The organism is Marinospirillum perlucidum, from assembly GCF_003336805.1.
In the GTDB taxonomy this organism is placed as follows: Bacteria; Pseudomonadota; Gammaproteobacteria; order Pseudomonadales; family Halomonadaceae; genus Marinospirillum; species Marinospirillum perlucidum.
The window spans coordinates 18,578-37,920 of the sequence record NZ_QFWJ01000013.1; the positions used below are offsets into that span (position 1 = coordinate 18,578).

Here is a 19,343-nt window from a genome sequence, read left to right on the forward strand (position 1 = left end):
GCCTTGCTTCAGTCAGGGTTGCCGGATCACTTTTCCAGCAGTTTGGCCTGAAGTTGAGCCAGATCATAGCTACCCAAGTCTTCGCCATGGCGTGTTCTTAAGGCAACACTACCTGACTCGACTTCCTTATCGCCAACAACCAGCAGATAAGGAACCTTGGCTAGGGTATGTTCTCGGATTTTAAAGCCTATTTTCTCATTTCTCAAGTCGGTTTCCACCCGGATACCACTTGCATGCAGCTTTTCAGCCAATTCCTTGACGTAGTCAGCCTGTTTATCCGTGATATTGAGAATAACAGCCTGAACCGGAGCCAACCAAGCGGGGAGGTCGCCGGCGTAGTGCTCGATCAGGATGCCGATGAAACGTTCAAAAGAGCCCAGGATCGCCCGGTGCAGCATTACCGGTGTTTTACGGCTGCCATCTTCAGCAACATAATGGGCGTTGAGGCGTCCTGGGAGTACGAAGTCCAGCTGCAGCGTACCACACTGCCAGACACGGCCCAGGCAATCTCTCAAGGAGAATTCGATTTTAGGGCCGTAGAAGGCGCCTTCACCAGGCTGTAGATCCCAGTCCTTGCCGATCTTGTTGAGGGCGTGCTCCAGGGCGTGTTCTGCCTTGTCCCAGAGTTCATCTTCACCGATACGGCTTTCCGGACGGGTGGAGAGCTTGAGTTCCACATCTTCAAAGCCAAAGGCCTTGTAGACATCCAGGGTCAGTTGGATAAAGCGACTGGCTTCATCTTCCATCTGATCTTCAGTACAGAAGATATGGGCATCATCCTGGGTAAAGCCGCGTACACGCATCAAGCCGTGCAGGGAGCCGGATGGCTCATTGCGGTGACAGGAGCCGAACTCGGCCATGCGCAGTGGCAGATCACGGTAGCTTTTTAGGCCCTGGTTAAAGATCTGCAGGTGGCAGGGGCAGTTCATGGGCTTGATGGCATAGTCACGATGCTCGGAAACCGTGGTGAACATGTTGCTGTGGTAATGCTCCCAATGCCCGGAACGCTCCCAGAGAACCCGGTCAACTACCTGGGGGGTTTTGACTTCTTCATAGCCGTTATCACGCAGGATACGACGCATGAAGCCTTCCAGGTTCTGATAAAGGGTCCAGCCGTTGGCATGCCAGAAAACCATGCCCGGGGCCTCATCCTGGATATGGAAAAGGTCCATGCGCTTGGCCAATTTACGGTGATCGCGTTTTTCGGCTTCTTCCAGGCGGTGCAGGTAAGCCTTGAGTTCTTTCTTGTCACCCCAGCAGGTGCCATAGATGCGCTGCAGCATCTTGTTATTGGAGTCCCCGCGCCAGTAGGCACCGGAAACCCGCATGAGTTTAAAGGCCTTGATCTTGCCGGTGCTGGGTACATGAGGGCCGCGACAGAGATCGGTAAAATTGCCCTGACGATAGAGCGAGAGTTCTTCATGGGCCGGAATATCACGAATAATCTCGGCCTTGTAGATTTCACCCTGTTCCTCGAAGAAGGGGATGGCTTCTTCGCGGGTCATGACCAGGCGTTCAACAGGGATATCCTGCTTGGCCAGTTTGTCCATCTGTTTTTCGATGGCCTGGAGATCTTCAGGGGTGAAGGCTTCGTCCACATCAAAATCATAGTAGAAGCCATCTTCGATGGTCGGGCCAATCGTGACTTGTGCCTCGGGGAAAAGATCTTTGACCGCCATGGCCATCAAGTGGGCGCAGGAGTGGCGTAGAATTTCCAGGCCTTCCTGATCGCGGGAGGTCACTATGGCAAGCTTGCAGTCCTGGTCTAAAAGATAGCTGGTGTCTACCAGGGTGCCGTCCACTTTGCCGGCCAGCGCCGCTTTGGCGAGGCCAGCGCCTATGGATTCAGCAACTTGGTGGACAGTAACCGACTGATCGTAGCTACGTTGACTTCCATCGGGGAGAGTAATGACAGGCATAATCTTTTCCTGAGCAGTGGTGTCCCTTACGAGAGGACACTTGGTTCAACTGGCTTGCTTTCTTTCTGGCAGAGGTGGCCACCAAACGAAGGTGACACTTTCCCCCAGCAGGCAGAAAGCAAGTTTAAAAACGCGAAATGATGACAGGCGACTGAGCGCCTGTCCAGAAAAGTCATCTGATTTCAGGCTTCTTCCTGGTATAAAACACCAGATTTAGGCAGCGGTTGGCCATCCAGTTCAGGCTGGTTGCCTTGCAGTTGTAAACGTCCTTGCAAAAACCAGCGAACCACGATGGGGTAGAGCAGATGCTCCTTGACCTGGACACGGCGCGCCAGGCTGGTTTCGTCGTCATCCACTTCAACCGGGACTCTGGCCTGAATAATCAGCGGGCCGCCATCCAGCTCTTCGGTTACAAAATGGATGCTGACACCATGTTCGCCATCACCGGCTTCCAAAACCCGACGATGGGTATGCAACCCCTTGTATTTGGGCAGCAGGGAAGGGTGGATATTGAGCAGCTTACCATGATAACGAATCACGAAATCAGGCGAGAGAATGCGCATAAATCCAGCGAGTACCACCAGGTCCGGCTGGTAGTCGTTCAGGAGCCGCAAAAGCGCCTGATCGTACTCCTGCCGGTTTTTATAGCTGGAAGCTGGCAGAACTTCCGTGGCAATACCTGCCTGTTGAGCCCGCTCAAGGCCATAGGCATCAGGTTGATCACTAATGACCGCAGCGATCTGCCCGCCCAGCCCGGTTTCACTTGCCTGAGCATCGATCAAAGCCTGAAGGTTGCTGCCGTTACCGGAAATCAGAACTACAACACGCCTTTCTTCTGCCGGTTCACCGCCATGCATCATTCTTTCAGCCCCTTGATTTCCACTGCCTCTTCGTTGGAAGCGCGCTGGCTGATAACCCCCAGCTCAAAGACTGTCTCACCTTCCTCTTCAAGGGATTGGCGGATACTGGCTGCCTGATCGGCTGCAACTGCCAGAACCATGCCCAGACCGCAGTTGAGGGTGCGGTACATCTCTTTTTCAGGGACTTGACCCACGTCCTGCATCCAGTCAAAAACTGCTGGACGTTGATAATTGGTGAGATCCAGGTCGGCTTTGCAGTCATCCGGCAGAACTCGGGGGATGTTTTCGTAAAGACCGCCACCGGTGATATGCGAGAGGGCGTGAATGGCCGCGCCCGCCTTGATCAGTTTCAGCAGGGGTTTGACATAAATTCGTGTGGGCTCCATCAAAGCCTGGCCCAGTTTCTTGCCGTCACTCAGCTGCATATCCAAAGAATCACCGCTGACTTCAAGCAGCTTGCGAATCAGGGAGTAGCCATTGGAGTGGGGGCCGGAGGAAGCCAGTCCCAGGAGGACATCGCCAGCGGCAACCTTGCTACCGTCCAGTACTTCGGATTTTTCCACGACACCGACACAAAAGCCGGCCAGATCATAGTCGTCACCGTCATACATACCGGGCATTTCTGCAGTTTCACCGCCTACCAGGGCACAGCCAGCCTGACTGCAGCCTTCACCGATGCCGGTGACCACATCAGCAGCCACATCAACATTCAGCTTGCCGGTGGCATAGTAATCGAGAAAGAAAAGGGGTTCGGCACCACAGACAATCAGGTCATTAACACACATGGCAACCAGATCGATGCCGATGGTGTCATGTTGTCCTAGATCCATGGCCAGGCGGAGCTTGGTGCCTACCCCGTCGGTACCGGATACCAGCAGGGGCTCTCGGTAGCCGCTGGGAAGCTGGCACAGAGCGCCAAAGCCACCCAGTCCACCCAGAACTTCAGGGCGACTGGTGCGCTTGGCAACACCTTTGATGCGCTCTACCAAGGCGTTTCCGGCATCAATATCGACACCGGCATCTTTGTAAGTGATCGGGGTTTTGCTACGGCTCATGAAATGTCCTGCATTAGAAAAAACGGTCAGTAAAAATGGGCAAGGCCAAAAAACTTGCGTATTCTAGCACCCTGAAGCTTCAGGCTCTACGAACTCGACCTGTCTGAGGTAAAATTGTTGCCGATTTAGATAATTGCACTGAACAACGGATGAGCAAGGTGAAATTAATCAAGTTTCCATTATTGACTGCAAGCTGGCTGCTAGTGATCTTTATTGCATTGGGTCAGCCTCTCCATGCCGACCGTATCGATGGCCTCTATAGCCTGGATGCCTTGGTCAAGGACACCCGCGATTCAACCCGTGCTGAAGCTGCTCGCGACCTGCTCAAGCAACTTCTGGTCAGGGTTTCCGGTACTCGCCGAGTTCTGGAGCAATTTCCCCCGGACGGTTTTGCCGATTCGCCCGAGGATTACGAAGATAACGAAGCTTTTTCACTCTGGCAGCAGTTATCCAATGCTCAACGCTGGGTGAGCCAGTACAGCTATGAGTCAACCAGCGAATTGATTGAACTGGAATCCGGAGAGCAAACTCAGGCCTATCGCTTACAGTTGGAATTTGATCCGGAAAGTGTCAAGAACCTCCTCCAGCAGATGCAGGCACCTGTGTGGGGCGTTAGTCGCCCCAAAACGCTTTTCCTCATTGCTTTGGAAGGTCGTCAGGGGCGCTATCTGGTTACACCCAGAACCAATCGCCCTTTGACCAACCTGTTAACAGAGCTGGGAGAGGAGCGGGGCCTACCCTTGATGACTCCTGATGAGCCAGCATCCCAACTGCCCGAGGGGCTGCTGTCTGATATTTGGGGCGGCTTTTATCCCGAGGTATTGCAGGCCAGCCAGGCCTATCAACCCGATGCTGTGGCCATCGGTCGAATTTATCCAGCTTCGGGCCGATGGATGGTCAGCTGGCAGCTGCATACCGGGGTGGATCGAGTCAGTCAGCGATCCCAGGCGCGCACGCTCGGGGAAGCCTTGCGCAGCGGCGTTGATTTTGCCACCGAGTCTTTATCTCAGCGTTATGCCAGTTCTCCGGATCAGGGTGCAGGGCGTTATCGTCTAGCCCTGTCCAATATCCGCGAAGTAGAGGATTTCTCCAGGCTGCTGGACTATCTCAATCGCCTTTCCGTTGTGGACCAAGTGGATCTGCTCAAGGTCAGTAAGGATCAGTTACTGATAGCAGTTGATCTGCGTGGCGGCATGGATCAATTAAAGGCTAATTTGCGCCTGGATGGCCGCCTGACGGAAACCTCCTTTTTCAGTCTGCAGGAGACCGGACCTTCACAAGACTTTTCCGGCAGACAAGGCAGCAATCCTTCCCCAGGACCAGGAGCACAAGAGGATGTTGTTGCTGAAGAAGAGGAAAGACCCTTTTTTCGCCAGGTTGATGCCTGGTTCCAGTGGCAGCAGGACTAAGACTCGTTATGGTCACGCCAGTACAGCTTTCTCTGGGCGTTAACCTGCAGGATACGGCCCACTTTTCCAACTTTCACCTGGGAAAGAATCCGGCTATTGCAAGCCATCTGCCAAAAATGCTGGACGAGCCGGGATTTCGCTATGTCTTTCTCTGGGGTAAACAGGACTCCGGCAAGAGCCATCTACTCCAGGCCAGCTACCACCTGGCCAAGAGCCAAGGGCGTGAAGCTGCTTATTTGGCGCTCCAGGACCTTGCCGGAGGTCACCCGGATCAACTCAGCGAGCTGGATCAGGATCTGGTTTGTCTGGATGATCTCGATGCGGTTGCAGGTATCGACCTCTGGGAAGAAGCCCTGTTTCATATGTATAACCGCTTGCGCGATCAGGGTAAGATGCTGTTAATTACAGCAACTTCCGCGCCCGCTCACCTTCCGGTAAACTTGCCGGATCTGGCATCCCGTCTGGCCTGGGGCTTGACCTATCAACTTCAGACCCTGGAAGATGATGACAAGCTGGCTGCCTTGCAACTGCGAGCCAGTAAGAGAGGGCTGCAAATGCCCGATGAAGTCGCGCGTTATATTTTGCATCGTAGTCCGCGGCGTTTGAGTGGTCTTTTTGCCACTTTGGACGTTCTTGATGAAGCCAGCCTGAAAGAGCAGAGGAAATTAACAATTCCTTTTGTGCGCCAGGCTTTAAAGTGGTAATTTGAAGCCGTGCACCAGCGGTAGACCCTTGCTTATCAGCTTCAGTTGAACTATAAATTGAGAGGGTTCAAAGGTTAGCCTGGGCACCGAATAATCAAGCAGCAGAAGGAAAGCATCTTGGCTAAGATTTCTGAAAAAGAAATTGCTCATATCTTGCAGCATTCATTGGATCTGGTACTGGTACTGGACCCTCAGGATCGCAGTCTGCTTTTCATTAATGATCATGGTGCCAACTGGCTGGGTCATACACCTGATGAGCTGATGAATGCCGGACCTTTCACCTTTCTGCCGGAATTAACTGACGGTGAACTGGAAGGCCTGCTGGAAAACCTGCAATTCGTTGAACAGGGCGAGGGGATGACCCTGGTTACACCTGTTCGTCGTAATCTCGGCTCGGATCACGACTTTGAATTTCGCCTGCAACTCCTCGAGTATGAAGGTCGTTCCTATGTGGTGGCTAATGGCCGTGATATTGCTGAACGGGTTGCGGTTACTGACCAGGTTCACAATCTGCTGGCTGATGCCCAGATCGAATCCCGTCAGGACAAGACAACCCACCTGTATCAGCGGGATGCCTTCCTGCAAATCTTCCGTGAACTCCTGGATCAAGTCGGCCCCAATGGCCTGCGCTTGACGTTGGTAGCTGTGGATATGAAGAATCTGCACGAAATCAACGAGCAGTTTGGTCAGAGTATTGGAGATCGGGTGCTCAAGAACATGGGCAGCCTTCTGCACCACTGTGCCGGAACCGATGATATCTGCGCCCGTTTCAGCGGCCGCAAGCTGTGCATTCTCCTGCCTAACAAGGGTCAGCAGGATGGCTTGGTACTGGCTGAAAAAATCAGCCGTGCTCTGGGCAAGGTTAAATATGCCGAATTCCCCACGCTTCGCATCCATTCCAGCGCAGCGGTTGCCGAGCTTCCGGAACCAGGTGAGCCAGAATTACTGCTCGATAAGGTCATCAGCAAGATGCGTGAGCTCAAGAATCCTGAAGTGGCGCATGAGGTCCACCGTCTGGGCTTGGTTAGCCTCCAGCTCCCCTAAAACACCTTGCTGCGACAAAATGACCGTTCAATCACGACCTAAGTAGCAACGCTTTGCAGTTGGAATAACCTGTGTAGGCTATAAAATAGAGACTTCAATTCCTACGGAGTCATCATGTTTCATAGCCAGGTTATTCAAGCCACCTCTACCCCCTCCTTTGCCACTGCGATTCAAGAAGAATTTCTGCTGGTTGACCTGGAAACCCTTGATGTCATCGTTGAACAGCCGCCCGAGCTGGTCGCCCGTTTAAGAAGCGAGTTGGGTGAAAGAGTTCGCCCCGAATTTTTAGGCGCACAAATCAGAACCGCAACCCGTTTTCATGAAGATCTGGTCAGTTTGCGCAAAGAAGCCTGGCAACTCAGACGCCAATTGGCTGCCTTGGCTGCCGATTTTGGCCTGGCACCCATGGCCGCCGGCACCCATCCCTTTGCGGACTGGCACCGCCAGAGACAAACACATGATGGCCAGCAGCATGGCATGGTGATGGAGTTGCGGGATCTTTCTCGTCGCCTGTTGACCTGTGGTATGCAGGTTAAGGTAATGGTCGAAGATCCGGATCTACGGATCGACCTGATGAACCAGGTTTCTTATTTTGTCCCCCATATTCTGGCACTCTCCACCAGTTCACCCTTCTGGTTGGGTGCCAATACCGGTCTAAAAAGCTATCGCATCAGTGCTTTTTCCGAGCTACCCCGCACCGGCTTACCGGATCTGTTTGACTCCTGGGCCGACTTTGAAGCTCACACCAATGTTTTGGTGAAATCAGGCCTGATTGAGGACATCTCCAGCCTCTGGTGGGATTTACGCCCTTCAAGCCGTGATGAGGCCTTGGAAATGCGCGTTGCCGATGCCTGTACCCGGGTGGATGATTCTGTTTCCATCGCCGCTCTTTATCGCTGTCTGTTGCGGTATCTCTACCGTCTGCGCCAGAAGAATCAACGCTGGCGGAGTTATGCCAGGATGCTGATCAATGAAAACCGCTGGCGGGCCCAGTGTTATGGCACGGATTCCGGCCTCGTAGACCTGGGAACCGGAGAAATCCGTCCCTACAAACAGCTGCTGACGGAGTTGCTGGAGATGCTGAGGGATGATGCCAAGGCTCTGGGCTGTCTGGAGGAACTGGAAACCTGTGCCAAAATCCTCAATCGCGGCACCAGCGCTCATCTTCAGATAGGCGCTCATGCCCGGGCTCTGCGTTCAGGGCGCAGTGAAGACCAGGCATGGCTTGAAGTGGTCAGTCTGCTTCTGGATATGACCCAGGCCGATTAATCCAGTACAGCGCCTCGTAGCTGCATGCTGCGCCAGCGCCCATAGAGCATGGCTGCGGTAAAAAGGAGCAGGGAGAGCAGGGCCTGGGCAAATCCCAGTCCGGCTTTCTCGGGTAAAAAGGCTGAGGTGACCCCCTGCATGAAGTAAAGAAGGCTGATAAAGCACAGCCAGGCATGAGGGCGAGGCTGCTTGAGCAGGATTGAAGGCAGGAAGACCAGAAGAGGCAGCCAGACAACGGCTAGAATCACCGCCATACGAGCACCTTCCGGTGGCGGGTTAACCACCAGCCCGAGCAGGAGTACAGCCAGGAGCCCAAAATAACTGCTGAGTGTAACCAGTCTGCTGATCAGTAGCTTCTTTTCCAATTCACGACGGGGCAGGGGTTTTGCTGGTTTCAAGGTTCGGCCTTATTGATATTGATTCGATCTAATGGTCAGGAAGTGGCCCTCAGGCCTGAAGTTTTAATGCCAGGCGTGCGAGGCGTTCACCCTGAGCTCGGCAGAGTCGGATTTCCGTTTCGCTTAGCTCTCGCTGGCTATCCGTTCCAGCCAGATGACTGGCTCCGTAAGGAGTACCGCCATCCTGGGTCGTGGTTAATTCTGCGTTGGAATAGGGCAAGCCTGCCCAAACCATGCCATGGTGCAGCAGAGGCAAGGCCATGGTTAAAAGGGTGGTCTCCTGGCCGCCGTGCAGGCTGGATGTTGACGTAAAGGTGCCTGCAGGCTTGTCGATCAGATCACCGGAAATCCAGATGCTGCTGGTGGAATCCAGAAAATACTTCATGGGCGCAGCCATATTGCCAAAGCGGGTTGGGCTCCCCAGCAAGAGACCGGCACAGTGACGCAGATCCTCTTCAGTGGCATAGATACTGCCTTCCGCAGGAACAGCCGGTTCTGTTGCTTCACAAACAGTGGAAACCGCAGGCACTCGTCTCAAGCGGGCTTCAATGCCGGCTACCTCTTCTACGCCTTTAGCCATTTCCTTGGCCATCCGGGCAAGGCTACCGTTGCGTGAATAGTAAAGAACCAGAACATAGGGCAAAGCCATGGGCGTATCCTTTTTTAGATGATGTCCAGAATCTGCTCGGGCGGGCGACCGACGACAGCTTTATCGTCGGTGATTAGCACGGGTCTTTCCATGAGCTTAGGATGCTCGGCCATGGCCTGGATCAGTGCGTCTTCCGATAGCTCGGGGTTGTTCAGTTGCTCTTCCTTGTAAACAGCTTCGCCTTTTCGCATTAATTCGCGTGCCGTCATGCCCAGCTTCGCCAGGAGTTGTTGAAGCTCCTGGGTACTCAAGGGTTGATCCAGATACTTGCGTAGTTCGAAATCCACCTGTTTTTCTTCCAACAGGGCCAGAGCCTGACGAGATTTGGAGCAGCGGGGATTATGTAGAAGAACTGGAGTCATGAATTGGTGCCTTTCTGGGGTCGGTGATAAACTGCAGTTATTCTAACTGCCTGCCTGCTTGTAAGGAACCTTGCCCATGCAAAGAATTGCTCGTCTTTTCCAAACACTGCAGTCTTTTGCCTTTGCCCGGGTAATTGTGGATGTATTCCAGCGCTTTTTGAAAGATGACTGTCCACGCAATGCTGCCGCGCTAACCTACACTTCGCTTTTTGCTGTTGTCCCCCTGCTGACTGTGACCTATTCCATGCTGGCAGCTTTGCCGGTTTTTCGCGGGGTAGGGGAGCAGTTACAGGGCATGCTGTTTGATCATTTTGTGCCAGCTACGGGCCAGGTAGTGAAAGATTATATGGGTGATTTTGCCCAGCAAGCCCGACAATTAACGCTGGTCGGTGTTATTTTTCTGATCATTACCGCCACCTTGATGATCATTAATATCGAAAAGGCCTTTAATGCCATCTGGCGGGTGGAAAAGCCCCGTCGTGGCCTTCAGGCATTCTTGATCTACTGGACCGTTCTGACCCTCGGCCCCTTATTACTGGGCGCGGGTCTGGTGCTGAGTTCTTATCTCACTTCTCTGCCCCTGCTGGAAAAAGTTGCTGACCCCATCGGTGGCGGTGCACTTTTATGGAACTACCTGCCGTTTATCTTCAGTACTCTGGCTTTTACTCTCTTGTACTGGGCTGTTCCTCATTGTCACGTTCGCTTTCGCCATGCCGCGTCGGGTGGTTTGGCCATGGCCCTGTTATTTGAAATAGCCAAGGCTGGTTTTTCCTGGTTTGTCACCAGTTTTCCCAGCTATGAGCTGGTTTATGGCGCTTTTGCAGCCTTCCCTCTCTTCCTGCTGTGGATGTATGTGTCCTGGCTGTTAATACTTCTTTGTGCTGAATGGGTGGCTATGCAGGGCCTACCTGAAGAGGAATCCCAGATTGAAACCCTTGAACCGGGGTTACAGCTCCTGCGAGTACTACAAGTACTCTGGCAGGCCTTTGCCCAGGCAGAAGGCGTTGATGAAAACCGCCTGAGGAGTCTGGCGGGTAGTCAGAATGCCAGTCTCTGGCAGGAAAGATTGCAGTGGTTGCAGTCGCATCACTGGATTGTTTTTGATGTCGAGCGGGAGGTCTGGTTACCGGGACGGGATTTTTCAAGAATCAGCTTTGCCGATTGGCTGGAACAACTGCCCTGGCGCTTGCCTCCTCTGGCTTTTTGGCCTGAGCAGCTATTGGAACTGAAGGATTTAACCCTGGCACAACAAGAGGTTGAAGCTCAGCAGCGCCAAGTTTTTTCTAAGCCGGTTAGCCATTTTCTGGAAACTCAAGAGGATTCAAAATGAAACGTTTTCTAAGTGTTGCCCTGATACTGATTGGAGCCCTGCTGTTGTATTGGGGGTATGATCTGCATCAGCGGGTTGATAGCCAACTGATTCAAGGCATCACCGGGGAAACCCCGGATCAGGTTTGGCAATATTACGTTACCGGAGCCGTGGCTTTGGTGCTAGGGGGCTATGGCCTAGTAAAATTTCGCGGCTGAGGCTTGACACCTCGAGAGGAGGCTCTATAATGCAAGCCTCCTCAGAGACGTGGGGCTATAGCTCAGCTGGGAGAGCGCTTGCATGGCATGCAAGAGGTCAGCGGTTCGATCCCGCTTAGCTCCACCAATTCTTTCTTTTCCTTCTATTTTTTGCTGCGACACCTCCTTGTGTCTTGTTTAGCTTTTAATCACTGAAAGAGATTTCCGGGCCGGATGCATCCTGATCCTTATCGGCCATCTGTTCCTGTATCTTTCCGGCCACCTCGGCAAAGATGCGAGCCACCTGACCTTCAGGATCAGCCTCAACACTGGGGTGCCCCTGATCTACCTGCTCCCTGATCGCCAGAGACAAAGGCAGTTGCCCCAAGAGCTGAGTAGCATATTCTTTGGCAATACGATCACCACCGCCTTCACCAAAAACCGGCTCGCTGTGACCACAGTTGGAGCAGGTATGCAGGCTCATGTTCTCGATGACTCCCAGTACCGGCACTTTGACCTGGCGAAACATCTCGATGCCGCGTTTGGCATCCAGAAGCGCGATATCCTGGGGGGTGGTCACGATCACGGCACCGTCAACCGCTACTTTCTGGGCCAGGGTCAGCTGGATATCGCCGGTTCCCGGTGGCATATCGATAAACAGATAGTCCAGATCCTTCCAGCGGGTTTGATTCAGCAGCTGCTGGAAAGCACCCGAGGCCATGGGGCCACGCCAGATCATGGGCGTTTTCTGATCCACCAGAAAGGCCATGGACATCAACTGAATTCCCTTGGTTTCCAGAGGATCAAAGGTTTTTCCATCGTCTGAAGCAGGTTGCTGGTCATCGCCGACGGCAAACATCTGGGCCTGACTGGGACCATAAATATCGGCATCCAGCACACCGACTCGCTTGCCTTGCGCAGCCATGGCCAGTGCCAGATTGGCCGTGACCGTGCTTTTACCGACGCCACCTTTACCTGAAGCTACAGCGATAATATGCTTAACGCCTTCAGTCACTTGGTTTCTCCTGCTTTGGAATTGAAAGACTCATCTTAGCTTTGATCATTTCTTCTGGCAAAGCACCTGCAGGTGAGACCTGCTGCGAGCAAGGAAATTCAGCCATGCGGGTCGAGAAAAAACAATTTGTTGTAGAGGACTTCACCACCTTCACCGGCAAGACGCTTCCTGAAGTCAAATTCGGCTGGGAATCCTGGGGCCAGTTGAATGAACGTCGAGATAACGCCATTCTGGTGACCCACTATTTTTCCGGGTCCAGTCATGCAGCCGGTTATTACAGTGAAGAAGATAAACTGCCCGGCTACTGGGATCATCTGATCGGTCCGGGCAAGCCCCTGGATACCGACCGTTTTTTTATCTTCAGCTGTGACACCCTGGTGAATCAAGAGCCCTTTAATCCTCAGGTGATTACTACGGGTCCGGCCTCCATCAATCCCGATACGGGTAAACTCTGGGGTCTGGATTTTCCTGTAGTAACGATTGCCGATTTCGTAGCTGCCCAGAAAGCCCTGCTGGATTCCTTGGGTATCGACAAGCTGCATGCAGTGATCGGGCCTTCCATGGGGTCCTTACAGGCATTGCAGTGGGCGGTTGACTTTCCTGGCCGGGTTGAGCGCATGGTTTCTGTCATCGGAATGGGTGAAGCCGATGCCTGGACGTGTATGGGACTGCAGCAATGGGCTGAACCCATTCTGGCTGATCCCAACTGGAACCAGGGGGACTACTATGAGGCCGAGCCTCCCTTGCAGGGTGTTCTGCAGACCCTGATGCAGATTAATCACCAGGCATTAAGCCCGGAGTTAATTAACCGGACTTTTTTTCAGCATCATCCTCTGGAGCCAGGGCCGCTGGACTCCATCCGTGAAGACTACCGGATGATCCAGCGCTTTCGCGCAGACTGCCTGGAAAGAGCCAAGCTGGCTGACGGCAATCATCTTCTCTATCTGGTCAGGGCCAACCAGACTTTTTTGGCGGGGCAGGGCAAGACCCTGGACGCAGGCCTGGAGAAAATCCAGGCCAAGTGCCTCTTTCTACCGGCAACTGCGGATCAGCTGCTGCCACCGCGCCTGGCGTTAAAAGTTCACCAGCAATTGCTGGTCCAGGGTAAAAGCAGTCAGTATCAGGAAATCCAGGGCTCCTGGGGGCACCTGGATGGTATCTACAGCATTTCCACTCAGGCTGAAACACTGCGCCGCTTTCTGGAGGAATAAAACTTGCTGAAAGTAAAAGAAATTGATTGGCAAAAAGCCTATGGGGGCGTCTGGCGGACCCGAGGTGAGTATTTAAAGCCGCTCTATCAAATGCAAGCCTTGCCACTCGATCGACTTCTGGGTATCGAGCGCCAGAAACAGCAGCTACTGGAAAATACCCGTCGTTTTCTCGCTGATCAGCCCTGCAATCATGCGCTGCTTTGGGGGAGTCGGGGCACCGGCAAAAGCAGCCTGATTAAAAGCCTGCTCAAGGAATATCATGCCCAAGGCCTGCGTGCTCTGGAAATTCCGCGTGAGAGCCTGGACTGGCTACCGGAAATCAGTGACCAGTTGGAAGAGCTGCCTTATCACTTTCTGATTTTTTGTGATGATCTCAGCTTTGAGTCAGGCGATTCTGGCTACAAAGCGCTTAAAACCCTGCTGGAAGGCTCGCTGGAAACACCACCGGCCAATATCCGGGTCTATGCCACCAGCAATCGTCGCCATCTTCTCCCGGAAAGCCATCAGGACAATGCCGGTGTTCAGGTTGGCGTTGGCGGTGAACTGCATCCCGGTGATGCCGTGGAAGAAAAAATCTCTCTGGCCGATCGTTTTGGCCTCAGTCTTTCCTTTTATCAAGGCGATCTGGATCACTACCTGACTCTAGTGGATAGCTATTTTCCCGATTTTCAGGGAGATCGTGATCAGTTGAGGGCTGATGCCACCCTGTTTGCCCGGATGCGAGCCTCCTACAGTGGGCGTACTGCTCTGCAATTTTACAACAGTCGCATCTAGGGCTGGTGCAACACCCAGGTAACCACGCCCCAGAAGATCTGGCTAGTATCCAGATCAGTGATTTCCACTGGCTGATAGCTCTGGCCGGGGTTTTCTGCCAGCAACCAGGCTGCCTGGGCTACTTTATGCAGGCGACGAACCACCAATTCTCCAAAAAGCAGGGCAACGACTACCTGCTCATGACGAGGGTTCAAGGAAGAATCCACCACCAGCAGGTCACCATCATGAATGCCTGCTCCTTGCATGGCATCACCACTGACCCGACAAAAATAGGTGGCAGAAGGGCGACGCACCAGATGGCGATCCAGGGACAGGGCCTGGCCAGAAAAATCCTGTGCCGGACTGGGAAATCCACTGGCATTTCTACTTGGCGCTGCAGCCCTGGGCGTGTCGGCAACACCAGCTGCAAACATTTCCTCAATATCCATGACCACCTCGGCAGAAAACTAGAATTGATCCAGCTATTTTAGCTGTATAAATATCAGTATTCCAGCTTCCAGGGCATTTTTTGCAGGCAGTAATGGCTGAGAGCAAATTGAGTTTCCAGCATTCGGGCCAGATAAAAGGAGAGCTCCCCGGCCGCGGTCACCTGATAGATTTCACCCTGCTCGGAGAGCAATAATTGTTGCTTCTCAACCAGGGTCTGCATCTCCTTATGGTCTTTGCTGGCAGGCTGGTAGCCTTGGCTGAGCGCCATGAAGAGGGTCTCGGCATTGTCTGAAAGCCGGTAACGCTCACGACCCAGGTCTTCCAGATAAAAGCCCAGGCAACGCCCGTCAAAAGCCAGGGACATGGTTGTTTCCAGGTAAATCAGGTCTTCACTGATCGGGTGGGACTGAAATCCGAAACTGATTGGCAGCTCGTCCAGATTCATAGCAAGCGGTCTCCAGCTGCGGGTAAATCCAGTTCCGGTGCTTCGAGTAAATTGGCCAGCAACAGGAAATCCTCCCAGAGATCGGCCAGCTCACTGGCTGGCAGCGCCTCGGCAAAATCCTTCAGCATTCCCGGGGCGGGGCGATGCAAGTGGGGGTGGCCTACCAGACGCTCGTCTTCAGGCAGGTGTAGCGATTTATTCAAATGCGAGCCCGCCATACCGCTATCTACACCCAGCAGGCGCTGGTGGTTATAAGTGAGGGACAGACTCAAGGCCGCAGGCAGTCCCTGGAGAATGGAGGGCTTGTAATAGCATTCAACAGCCAGCTCATGAGAATGCTCATCTTCCGGGTGCAGCCGGTTATAGCTGTAATAGGCTTCTGGAAACCCCTTGGTGGAAAGCTTTTTCCATGCCAACTCGGGGACGGCTTCATCCCAGGTCTTGGCTTCATAAATCAAAGCTTCCGCTGCATCCAGCGTTAAAGGAGGGGTAGCGCTTGGCAAGAGGTGACTCCTCAGTGGCCCAGGGTTCAAAAACAGGTGGGCTATCTTCTCAAAGACCCGGAGCAGCCGCAATATGACCTTGCCAGCCGATGATTAAAAATCGGCTGTATCCCATGCAACAGGAGCATTTATCAATGCAAAAGAGCACCCGTTATGCCCATTAAGCGCTAGGTCATTTAGAGTCTGCAAAAAAACTAAATCCACTCGCGGTGGACACTTGGCAATGATCAGGGTAACTGGAGATTTTCTAAAAGGGGATAAGACATTGAGATTCTTGGTGCCCGGAGCCGGACTTGAACCGGCACAGCCATAAGGCCGAGGGATTTTAAATCCCTTGTGTCTACCAATTCCACCACCCGGGCTGATCTGGGCAAATAAGGGGGGAACATTTTTCGAAGAGAAAAATGGAGGCTGGGGTCGGAATCGAACCGGCGTCCACGGATTTGCAATCCGCTGCATAACCACTCTGCCACCCAGCCTTTTAGTTGCTTGGAGCGGGAAACGAGATTCGAACTCGCGACCCCAACCTTGGCAAGGTTGTGCTCTACCACTGAGCTATTCCCGCGCAACTGGAGGCACATTATAGGGAGATTTTTTTGGGTGTCAATGCTTTTTCCAGATTCATTTTAAGTTTTTTTACTTTGCAGGCAATAACTTAGGCTTGCTTCTCTTCTTTAGGCAGTAGATGAGGCCGAGCTGCCTGCAAATAGAGATACATGGACCAAAGAGTCAGAATCGCGGCCAGGTAGAGGAGCCCGAGTCCCAACCAGGACAGTAGCTCGCCTGGAGGCCCGATCAGCAGCAGGAAGATGGAGACCATCTGGAAGGTGGTTTTGACCTTGCCGATCCAGCTGACAGCCACGCTGGCACTTTCACCGACTTCAGCCATCCATTCACGCAGGGCGGAAATCACAATTTCCCGACCGATAATCACCAGGGCGGGAAAAGTCATCAGCCAGCTGGAATGGGCTTCAATCAGCACGCCCAGGGCAACAGCAACCATGAGTTTGTCTGCGACCGGGTCAAGAAATGCACCAAAGGGTGTCATCTGGTTCCAGCGGCGGGCCAGGTAGCCATCCAACCAGTCGGTCAAGGCTGCAGCCCCGAAGAGAAGAGCACAAATCCAGTATTTGCTTTCCAGAGGCAGATAATAGATGACCACGAGGAGAGGAATAACCAGGATTCGCAGCAGAGTCAGAAAGGTAGGAAAGTTCATTAATCGTCTTCTTTGGCTGTTGGACTTAATGGGGATGAAGGGTAGCATGAATTTCTTCGGCCAGGGCACGATTAATGCCTTCAACCTGGCATAAAGCCTCGATGCTGGCCTCGGCCACGGCCTTGCGCCCACCAAAGTGGCGCAGCAGGGCCTGGCGTCTTTTACTGCCCACGCCTTTAATCCCTTCCAGGAAGGAGGTTTTGCGGGCCTTGTCGCGTCTTTGCCGGTGTCCAGTAATGGCAAAACGATGGGATTCATCGCGAATATGCTGAATCAAATGCAGGGCCGGACGATGGCCCGGAAGATCCATGCCCCGGTCGGGGGTTTCGATAAACAGGGTTTCCAGGCCGGGCTTACGGGTGGTGCCCTTGGCCACCCCCAGCAGCTGCAAGCCGGTGATATCCAGTTCTTTGAGCAGCTCCCTGGCGGCGTTCAGCTGGCCCTTGCCACCATCCACGATCAGCACATCCGGCAGGGGTACCTCACCTTTTTTGATGCGTTGGTAACGGCGGCGCAAGGCCTGGGCCATGGCCGCATAATCATCGCCGGCGGCTACTCCTTCGATATTAAAGCGACGATAATCCTGTTTACGCGGCCCTTCGGTATCAAATACCACGCAGGAGGCGACCGTTGCTTCTCCTTGGCTATGGCTGATATCAAAGCATTCCAGGCGGGTGATGGGCTCTTCCAGTTGTAGAACCGTCTGCAAATCCTCCAGGCGCTTCTGCTGTTGTTCCGTCTTGTTACGCTGGCTCACCAATTGCTGCTGGGCATTGGTCTGTGCCAGTTCCAGCCAGCGAGCCCTTTGGGTTCTTACCCGGTGGGCCAGCCTCGGCTTGACGCCAAATTTGTCCTGCAGAGCTTCTTGTAGGGTTTCCGCCTCTTCCAGTTCATGACTGAGGAGGATTTCCGGGGCCGGCGGCAGGGAAGTTCGAGTGAGAAAATACTGGGCAACAAAAGCGGTGAGTGTGCTTTCATCACTGGCATCCAGCGGGTTTTCAAAATTAAAGTGTCGGGTTCCGATCAGTCGCCCCTGGCGAACCTGCAGAAGGCTGATGCTGGAACGTCCCTCGGAGGCAACCAGGGCAAAGACATCGACATCACCCACGCCGGTATCCACGTCCTGCTGGATTTGTAACTGCCTCAGTTGCTGAATCTGATCGCGGAAGTGGGCGGCCTGCTCGAAATCCAGTTCCGCTGCGGCCGCTTCCATTTTTTCAGCCAGGCGATCGGTTACCTCCTGGCTTTTACCTTCCAGCAGGAGGCGCGCATGCTTTAAATCTTCCTGGTAAGCCAGGGCAGAGATTTCTCCGGTACAGGGAGCCGAGCAGCGTTTGATTTGATACTGAAGGCAAGGACGGCTGCGATTGCTAAAGGTAGTGTCATCGCATTGGCGGATCTGGAACACCTTATAAAGCAGTTGCAGCGTCTCGCGCACGCTGTTGGCGCTGGGGTAGGGGCCGAACCATTCCCCCGCTCCCCGCTGGTGACGCGCCCGCTTGATGGTCAAGGCGGGCCAGTCATGATCGGAGAAATGCAAAAAAGGGTAGGATTTGTCATCCCGAAGCAGGATATTAAACGGTGGTTTCAGTGCCTTGATCAGGTTTTGTTCCAGCAGCAGCGCTTCCGTCTCGCTACGGGTCACCGTCACCTCGATATTGGCGATTCGGCTGACCAGGGCCTGGGTTTTTATCGGCAGCTGATTACTGCGAAAATAACTGCTCAGCCGGTTTTTGAGGTTACGCGCCTTGCCGACATAGAGAATCTTGCCGTCAGCTGCATACATCTGGTAGATCCCCGGCGCGCGGGTTACCTGAGCGAGAAAGCTTTTACTGTCAAACAACCCGTCTGGGGAAGACTCGGCGGTGTCTGTCATGATGGCTCTGAATTTTTAATCGGTAACATCAACGAGCTTATGCCTAAGGGCCAGGTGGGTCAGTTCAACATCGTTGCGGACTTCCAGTTTTTCGAAAATCCGGTAGCGATAGGTGTTGATGGTACGTGGGCTGACAAAGAGGCTATCGGCAATTTCCTGCACCTTCTGGCAGCTGACTATCATCATGGCCACCTGCATTTCCCGATCCGACAACTGGCTGAAGGGGTTGGCATTTTTCTTTTCCGGATCCCGGGCAATCAGGCTACTGGCTACAGTGGGGTCAACGTAATGCTGGCCTGCAGAAACCAGGCGTATGGCGCGGACCACTTCTTCAAAGCTGGAGCCCTTGGTTAAATAGCCCTTGGCCCCGGCTTGTAACAGCATCTGGACAAAGGTGTCATCGCCACTGGCTGTCAGCCCAATGACTTCGGTTTCCGGATTGACCTTGCAGATTTTTCGTGTGGCTTCGATACCGCCGATACCTGGCATTTTTACATCCATCAGCACGATATCCGGCTTCAGGTCGCGTGTTTGCTGAATGGCATCCTCGCCATCCGTTGCCTGGCCGATAACGTCTATGCCTTCGGCATCTTCCAGCATGCGTTCGATGCCGGTTCTGATTAGATCATGGTCATCAACGATAAGAACTCGTATCACGGGGCTTCACCTCAAAAGCAGCCAACCTGCAGACTGCAAGAA

21 protein-coding genes and 4 tRNA genes are annotated in these 19,343 nt (G+C 53.5%); 9 read left to right on the forward strand and 16 right to left on the reverse strand.

Annotation, left to right across the window (positions count from 1 at the left end; translation table 11 throughout):
- Nucleotides 1–26: 26 nt before the first annotated feature.
- The 3 genes from thrS to purM form a co-directional block, all read right to left on the reverse strand.
- Nucleotides 27–1,919: a threonine--tRNA ligase gene (thrS, locus tag DFK18_RS13490; RefSeq protein WP_114418803.1), complete on the reverse strand. Its 1,893-nt coding sequence runs from the start codon at nt 1,917–1,919 to the stop codon at nt 27–29.
- Nucleotides 1,920–2,101: 182 nt separating this feature from the next.
- Nucleotides 2,102–2,779, reverse strand: a complete 678-nt coding sequence (purN, locus tag DFK18_RS13495) for a phosphoribosylglycinamide formyltransferase (protein ID WP_218563965.1) — start codon at nt 2,777–2,779, stop codon at nt 2,102–2,104.
- Nucleotides 2,776–3,834 carry a phosphoribosylformylglycinamidine cyclo-ligase gene (gene purM, locus DFK18_RS13500; protein ID WP_114418804.1) on the reverse strand — a complete coding sequence of 353 codons (1,059 nt, stop codon included), beginning with the start codon at nt 3,832–3,834 and terminating at the stop codon, nt 2,776–2,778. Before purM ends, purN begins: the two co-directional genes overlap by 4 nt.
- Nucleotides 3,835–3,992: 158 nt before the next feature.
- Between purM and DFK18_RS13505 the strand changes: the two genes are divergently transcribed.
- From DFK18_RS13505 to DFK18_RS13520, 4 genes are all read left to right on the forward strand, one after another.
- Nucleotides 3,993–5,243, forward strand: coding sequence for a DUF2066 domain-containing protein (locus DFK18_RS13505; RefSeq protein WP_162299788.1), 1,251 nt, complete (start codon nt 3,993–3,995; stop codon nt 5,241–5,243).
- 8 nt (nt 5,244–5,251) lie between these two features.
- Entirely contained in the window at nt 5,252–5,947 is a 696-nt protein-coding gene (gene hda / locus DFK18_RS13510; protein WP_114418806.1) for a DnaA regulatory inactivator Hda, read from the forward strand.
- Between the two features lie 117 nt (nt 5,948–6,064).
- Nucleotides 6,065–6,991 (forward strand): GGDEF domain-containing protein, encoded by a 927-nt coding sequence (locus tag DFK18_RS13515; protein ID WP_114418807.1) that lies wholly within the window; start codon nt 6,065–6,067, stop codon nt 6,989–6,991.
- Nucleotides 6,992–7,105: 114 nt separating this feature from the next.
- Nucleotides 7,106–8,260: a carboxylate-amine ligase gene (locus DFK18_RS13520; protein ID WP_114418808.1), complete on the forward strand. Its 1,155-nt coding sequence runs from the start codon at nt 7,106–7,108 to the stop codon at nt 8,258–8,260.
- Here DFK18_RS13520 and DFK18_RS13525 read toward each other — a convergent pair.
- Genes DFK18_RS13525 through arsC form a run of 3 tightly spaced genes read right to left on the reverse strand, consistent with a single transcriptional unit; the run spans nt 8,257 to nt 9,669 of the window.
- Nucleotides 8,257–8,658, reverse strand: a complete 402-nt coding sequence (locus DFK18_RS13525; protein WP_245944399.1) for a DUF2069 domain-containing protein — start codon at nt 8,656–8,658, stop codon at nt 8,257–8,259. The two genes, DFK18_RS13520 and DFK18_RS13525, sit on opposite strands and share 4 nt — an antisense overlap.
- Before the next feature lie 49 nt (nt 8,659–8,707).
- Nucleotides 8,708–9,307, reverse strand: a complete 600-nt coding sequence (gene wrbA, locus DFK18_RS13530; RefSeq protein WP_114418809.1) for an NAD(P)H:quinone oxidoreductase — start codon at nt 9,305–9,307, stop codon at nt 8,708–8,710.
- Nucleotides 9,308–9,321: 14 nt separating this feature from the next.
- Complete coding sequence (gene arsC / locus DFK18_RS13535; RefSeq protein ID WP_114418810.1) at nt 9,322–9,669, reverse strand: arsenate reductase (glutaredoxin); 348 nt, start codon at nt 9,667–9,669, stop codon at nt 9,322–9,324.
- Between the two features lie 76 nt (nt 9,670–9,745).
- Between arsC and DFK18_RS13540 the strand changes: the two genes are divergently transcribed.
- The 3 genes from DFK18_RS13540 to DFK18_RS13550 all read left to right on the forward strand — a co-directional run bounded on the left by DFK18_RS13540 (nt 9,746) and on the right by DFK18_RS13550 (nt 11,323).
- Nucleotides 9,746–10,999, forward strand: coding sequence for a YihY family inner membrane protein (locus tag DFK18_RS13540; RefSeq protein ID WP_114418811.1), 1,254 nt, complete (start codon nt 9,746–9,748; stop codon nt 10,997–10,999).
- Nucleotides 10,996–11,196: a DUF3185 family protein gene (locus DFK18_RS13545; protein WP_114418812.1), complete on the forward strand. Its 201-nt coding sequence runs from the start codon at nt 10,996–10,998 to the stop codon at nt 11,194–11,196. Before DFK18_RS13540 ends, DFK18_RS13545 begins: the two co-directional genes overlap by 4 nt.
- Before the next feature lie 51 nt (nt 11,197–11,247).
- A tRNA-Ala gene (locus DFK18_RS13550) sits at nt 11,248–11,323 on the forward strand.
- A 57-nt stretch (nt 11,324–11,380) separates the two neighbouring features.
- Here the strand turns inward: DFK18_RS13550 and apbC are convergent.
- Complete coding sequence (apbC, locus tag DFK18_RS13555) at nt 11,381–12,190, reverse strand: iron-sulfur cluster carrier protein ApbC (RefSeq protein ID WP_114418813.1); 810 nt, start codon at nt 12,188–12,190, stop codon at nt 11,381–11,383.
- 104 nt (nt 12,191–12,294) lie between these two features.
- Between apbC and DFK18_RS13560 the strand changes: the two genes are divergently transcribed.
- On the forward strand, nt 12,295–13,401 hold the full coding sequence (locus DFK18_RS13560; protein ID WP_114418814.1) for an E22 family MetX-like putative esterase: 1,107 nt from the start codon (nt 12,295–12,297) through the stop codon (nt 13,399–13,401).
- Between the two features lie 3 nt (nt 13,402–13,404).
- Nucleotides 13,405–14,175 carry an ATP-binding protein gene (locus DFK18_RS13565; RefSeq protein WP_245944400.1) on the forward strand — a complete coding sequence of 257 codons (771 nt, stop codon included), beginning with the start codon at nt 13,405–13,407 and terminating at the stop codon, nt 14,173–14,175.
- On the opposite strand, the gene DFK18_RS13570 is transcribed toward DFK18_RS13565, so the two are convergent.
- The 9 genes from DFK18_RS13570 to DFK18_RS13610 all read right to left on the reverse strand — a co-directional run bounded on the left by DFK18_RS13570 (nt 14,172) and on the right by DFK18_RS13610 (nt 19,301).
- Nucleotides 14,172–14,603, reverse strand: a complete 432-nt coding sequence (locus tag DFK18_RS13570; protein ID WP_114418815.1) for a LexA family protein — start codon at nt 14,601–14,603, stop codon at nt 14,172–14,174. The two genes, DFK18_RS13565 and DFK18_RS13570, sit on opposite strands and share 4 nt — an antisense overlap.
- 53 nt (nt 14,604–14,656) lie before the next feature.
- Nucleotides 14,657–15,049, reverse strand: a complete 393-nt coding sequence (locus DFK18_RS13575; RefSeq protein WP_114418816.1) for a DUF1828 domain-containing protein — start codon at nt 15,047–15,049, stop codon at nt 14,657–14,659.
- Nucleotides 15,046–15,552 (reverse strand): hypothetical protein, encoded by a 507-nt coding sequence (locus DFK18_RS13580; RefSeq protein WP_114418817.1) that lies wholly within the window; start codon nt 15,550–15,552, stop codon nt 15,046–15,048. Before DFK18_RS13580 ends, DFK18_RS13575 begins: the two co-directional genes overlap by 4 nt.
- Nucleotides 15,553–15,827: 275 nt before the next feature.
- A tRNA-Leu gene (locus DFK18_RS13585) sits at nt 15,828–15,914 on the reverse strand.
- Between the two features lie 43 nt (nt 15,915–15,957).
- A tRNA-Cys gene (locus DFK18_RS13590) sits at nt 15,958–16,031 on the reverse strand.
- Between the two features lie 11 nt (nt 16,032–16,042).
- Nucleotides 16,043–16,117 (reverse strand) — tRNA-Gly (locus DFK18_RS13595).
- Between the two features lie 90 nt (nt 16,118–16,207).
- Nucleotides 16,208–16,768 (reverse strand): CDP-diacylglycerol--glycerol-3-phosphate 3-phosphatidyltransferase, encoded by a 561-nt coding sequence (pgsA, locus tag DFK18_RS13600; RefSeq protein WP_114418818.1) that lies wholly within the window; start codon nt 16,766–16,768, stop codon nt 16,208–16,210.
- Between the two features lie 25 nt (nt 16,769–16,793).
- Nucleotides 16,794–18,644 carry an excinuclease ABC subunit UvrC gene (gene uvrC / locus DFK18_RS13605; RefSeq protein ID WP_114418819.1) on the reverse strand — a complete coding sequence of 617 codons (1,851 nt, stop codon included), beginning with the start codon at nt 18,642–18,644 and terminating at the stop codon, nt 16,794–16,796.
- Between the two features lie 15 nt (nt 18,645–18,659).
- Nucleotides 18,660–19,301, reverse strand: coding sequence for a response regulator (locus DFK18_RS13610; RefSeq protein ID WP_114418820.1), 642 nt, complete (start codon nt 19,299–19,301; stop codon nt 18,660–18,662).
- Nucleotides 19,302–19,343: the final 42 nt, after the last annotated feature.

Coding starts and splice junctions, on each gene's coding strand:
- DFK18_RS13575 (WP_114418816.1), bottom strand. CDS start 15,049: ATGAATCTGGACGAGCTGCCAATCAGTTTCGGATTTCAGTCCCACCCG.
- uvrC (WP_114418819.1), bottom strand. CDS start 18,644: ATGACAGACACCGCCGAGTCTTCCCCAGACGGGTTGTTTGACAGTAAA.
- DFK18_RS13545 (WP_114418812.1), top strand. CDS start 10,996: ATGAAACGTTTTCTAAGTGTTGCCCTGATACTGATTGGAGCCCTGCTG.
- DFK18_RS13540 (WP_114418811.1), top strand. CDS start 9,746: ATGCAAAGAATTGCTCGTCTTTTCCAAACACTGCAGTCTTTTGCCTTT.
- thrS (WP_114418803.1), bottom strand. CDS start 1,919: ATGCCTGTCATTACTCTCCCCGATGGAAGTCAACGTAGCTACGATCAG.
- DFK18_RS13520 (WP_114418808.1), top strand. CDS start 7,106: ATGTTTCATAGCCAGGTTATTCAAGCCACCTCTACCCCCTCCTTTGCC.
- DFK18_RS13560 (WP_114418814.1), top strand. CDS start 12,295: ATGCGGGTCGAGAAAAAACAATTTGTTGTAGAGGACTTCACCACCTTC.
- purM (WP_114418804.1), bottom strand. CDS start 3,834: ATGAGCCGTAGCAAAACCCCGATCACTTACAAAGATGCCGGTGTCGAT.
- pgsA (WP_114418818.1), bottom strand. CDS start 16,768: ATGAACTTTCCTACCTTTCTGACTCTGCTGCGAATCCTGGTTATTCCT.
- wrbA (WP_114418809.1), bottom strand. CDS start 9,307: ATGGCTTTGCCCTATGTTCTGGTTCTTTACTATTCACGCAACGGTAGC.
- purN (WP_218563965.1), bottom strand. CDS start 2,779: ATGATGCATGGCGGTGAACCGGCAGAAGAAAGGCGTGTTGTAGTTCTG.
- DFK18_RS13570 (WP_114418815.1), bottom strand. CDS start 14,603: ATGGATATTGAGGAAATGTTTGCAGCTGGTGTTGCCGACACGCCCAGG.
- hda (WP_114418806.1), top strand. CDS start 5,252: ATGGTCACGCCAGTACAGCTTTCTCTGGGCGTTAACCTGCAGGATACG.
- arsC (WP_114418810.1), bottom strand. CDS start 9,669: ATGACTCCAGTTCTTCTACATAATCCCCGCTGCTCCAAATCTCGTCAG.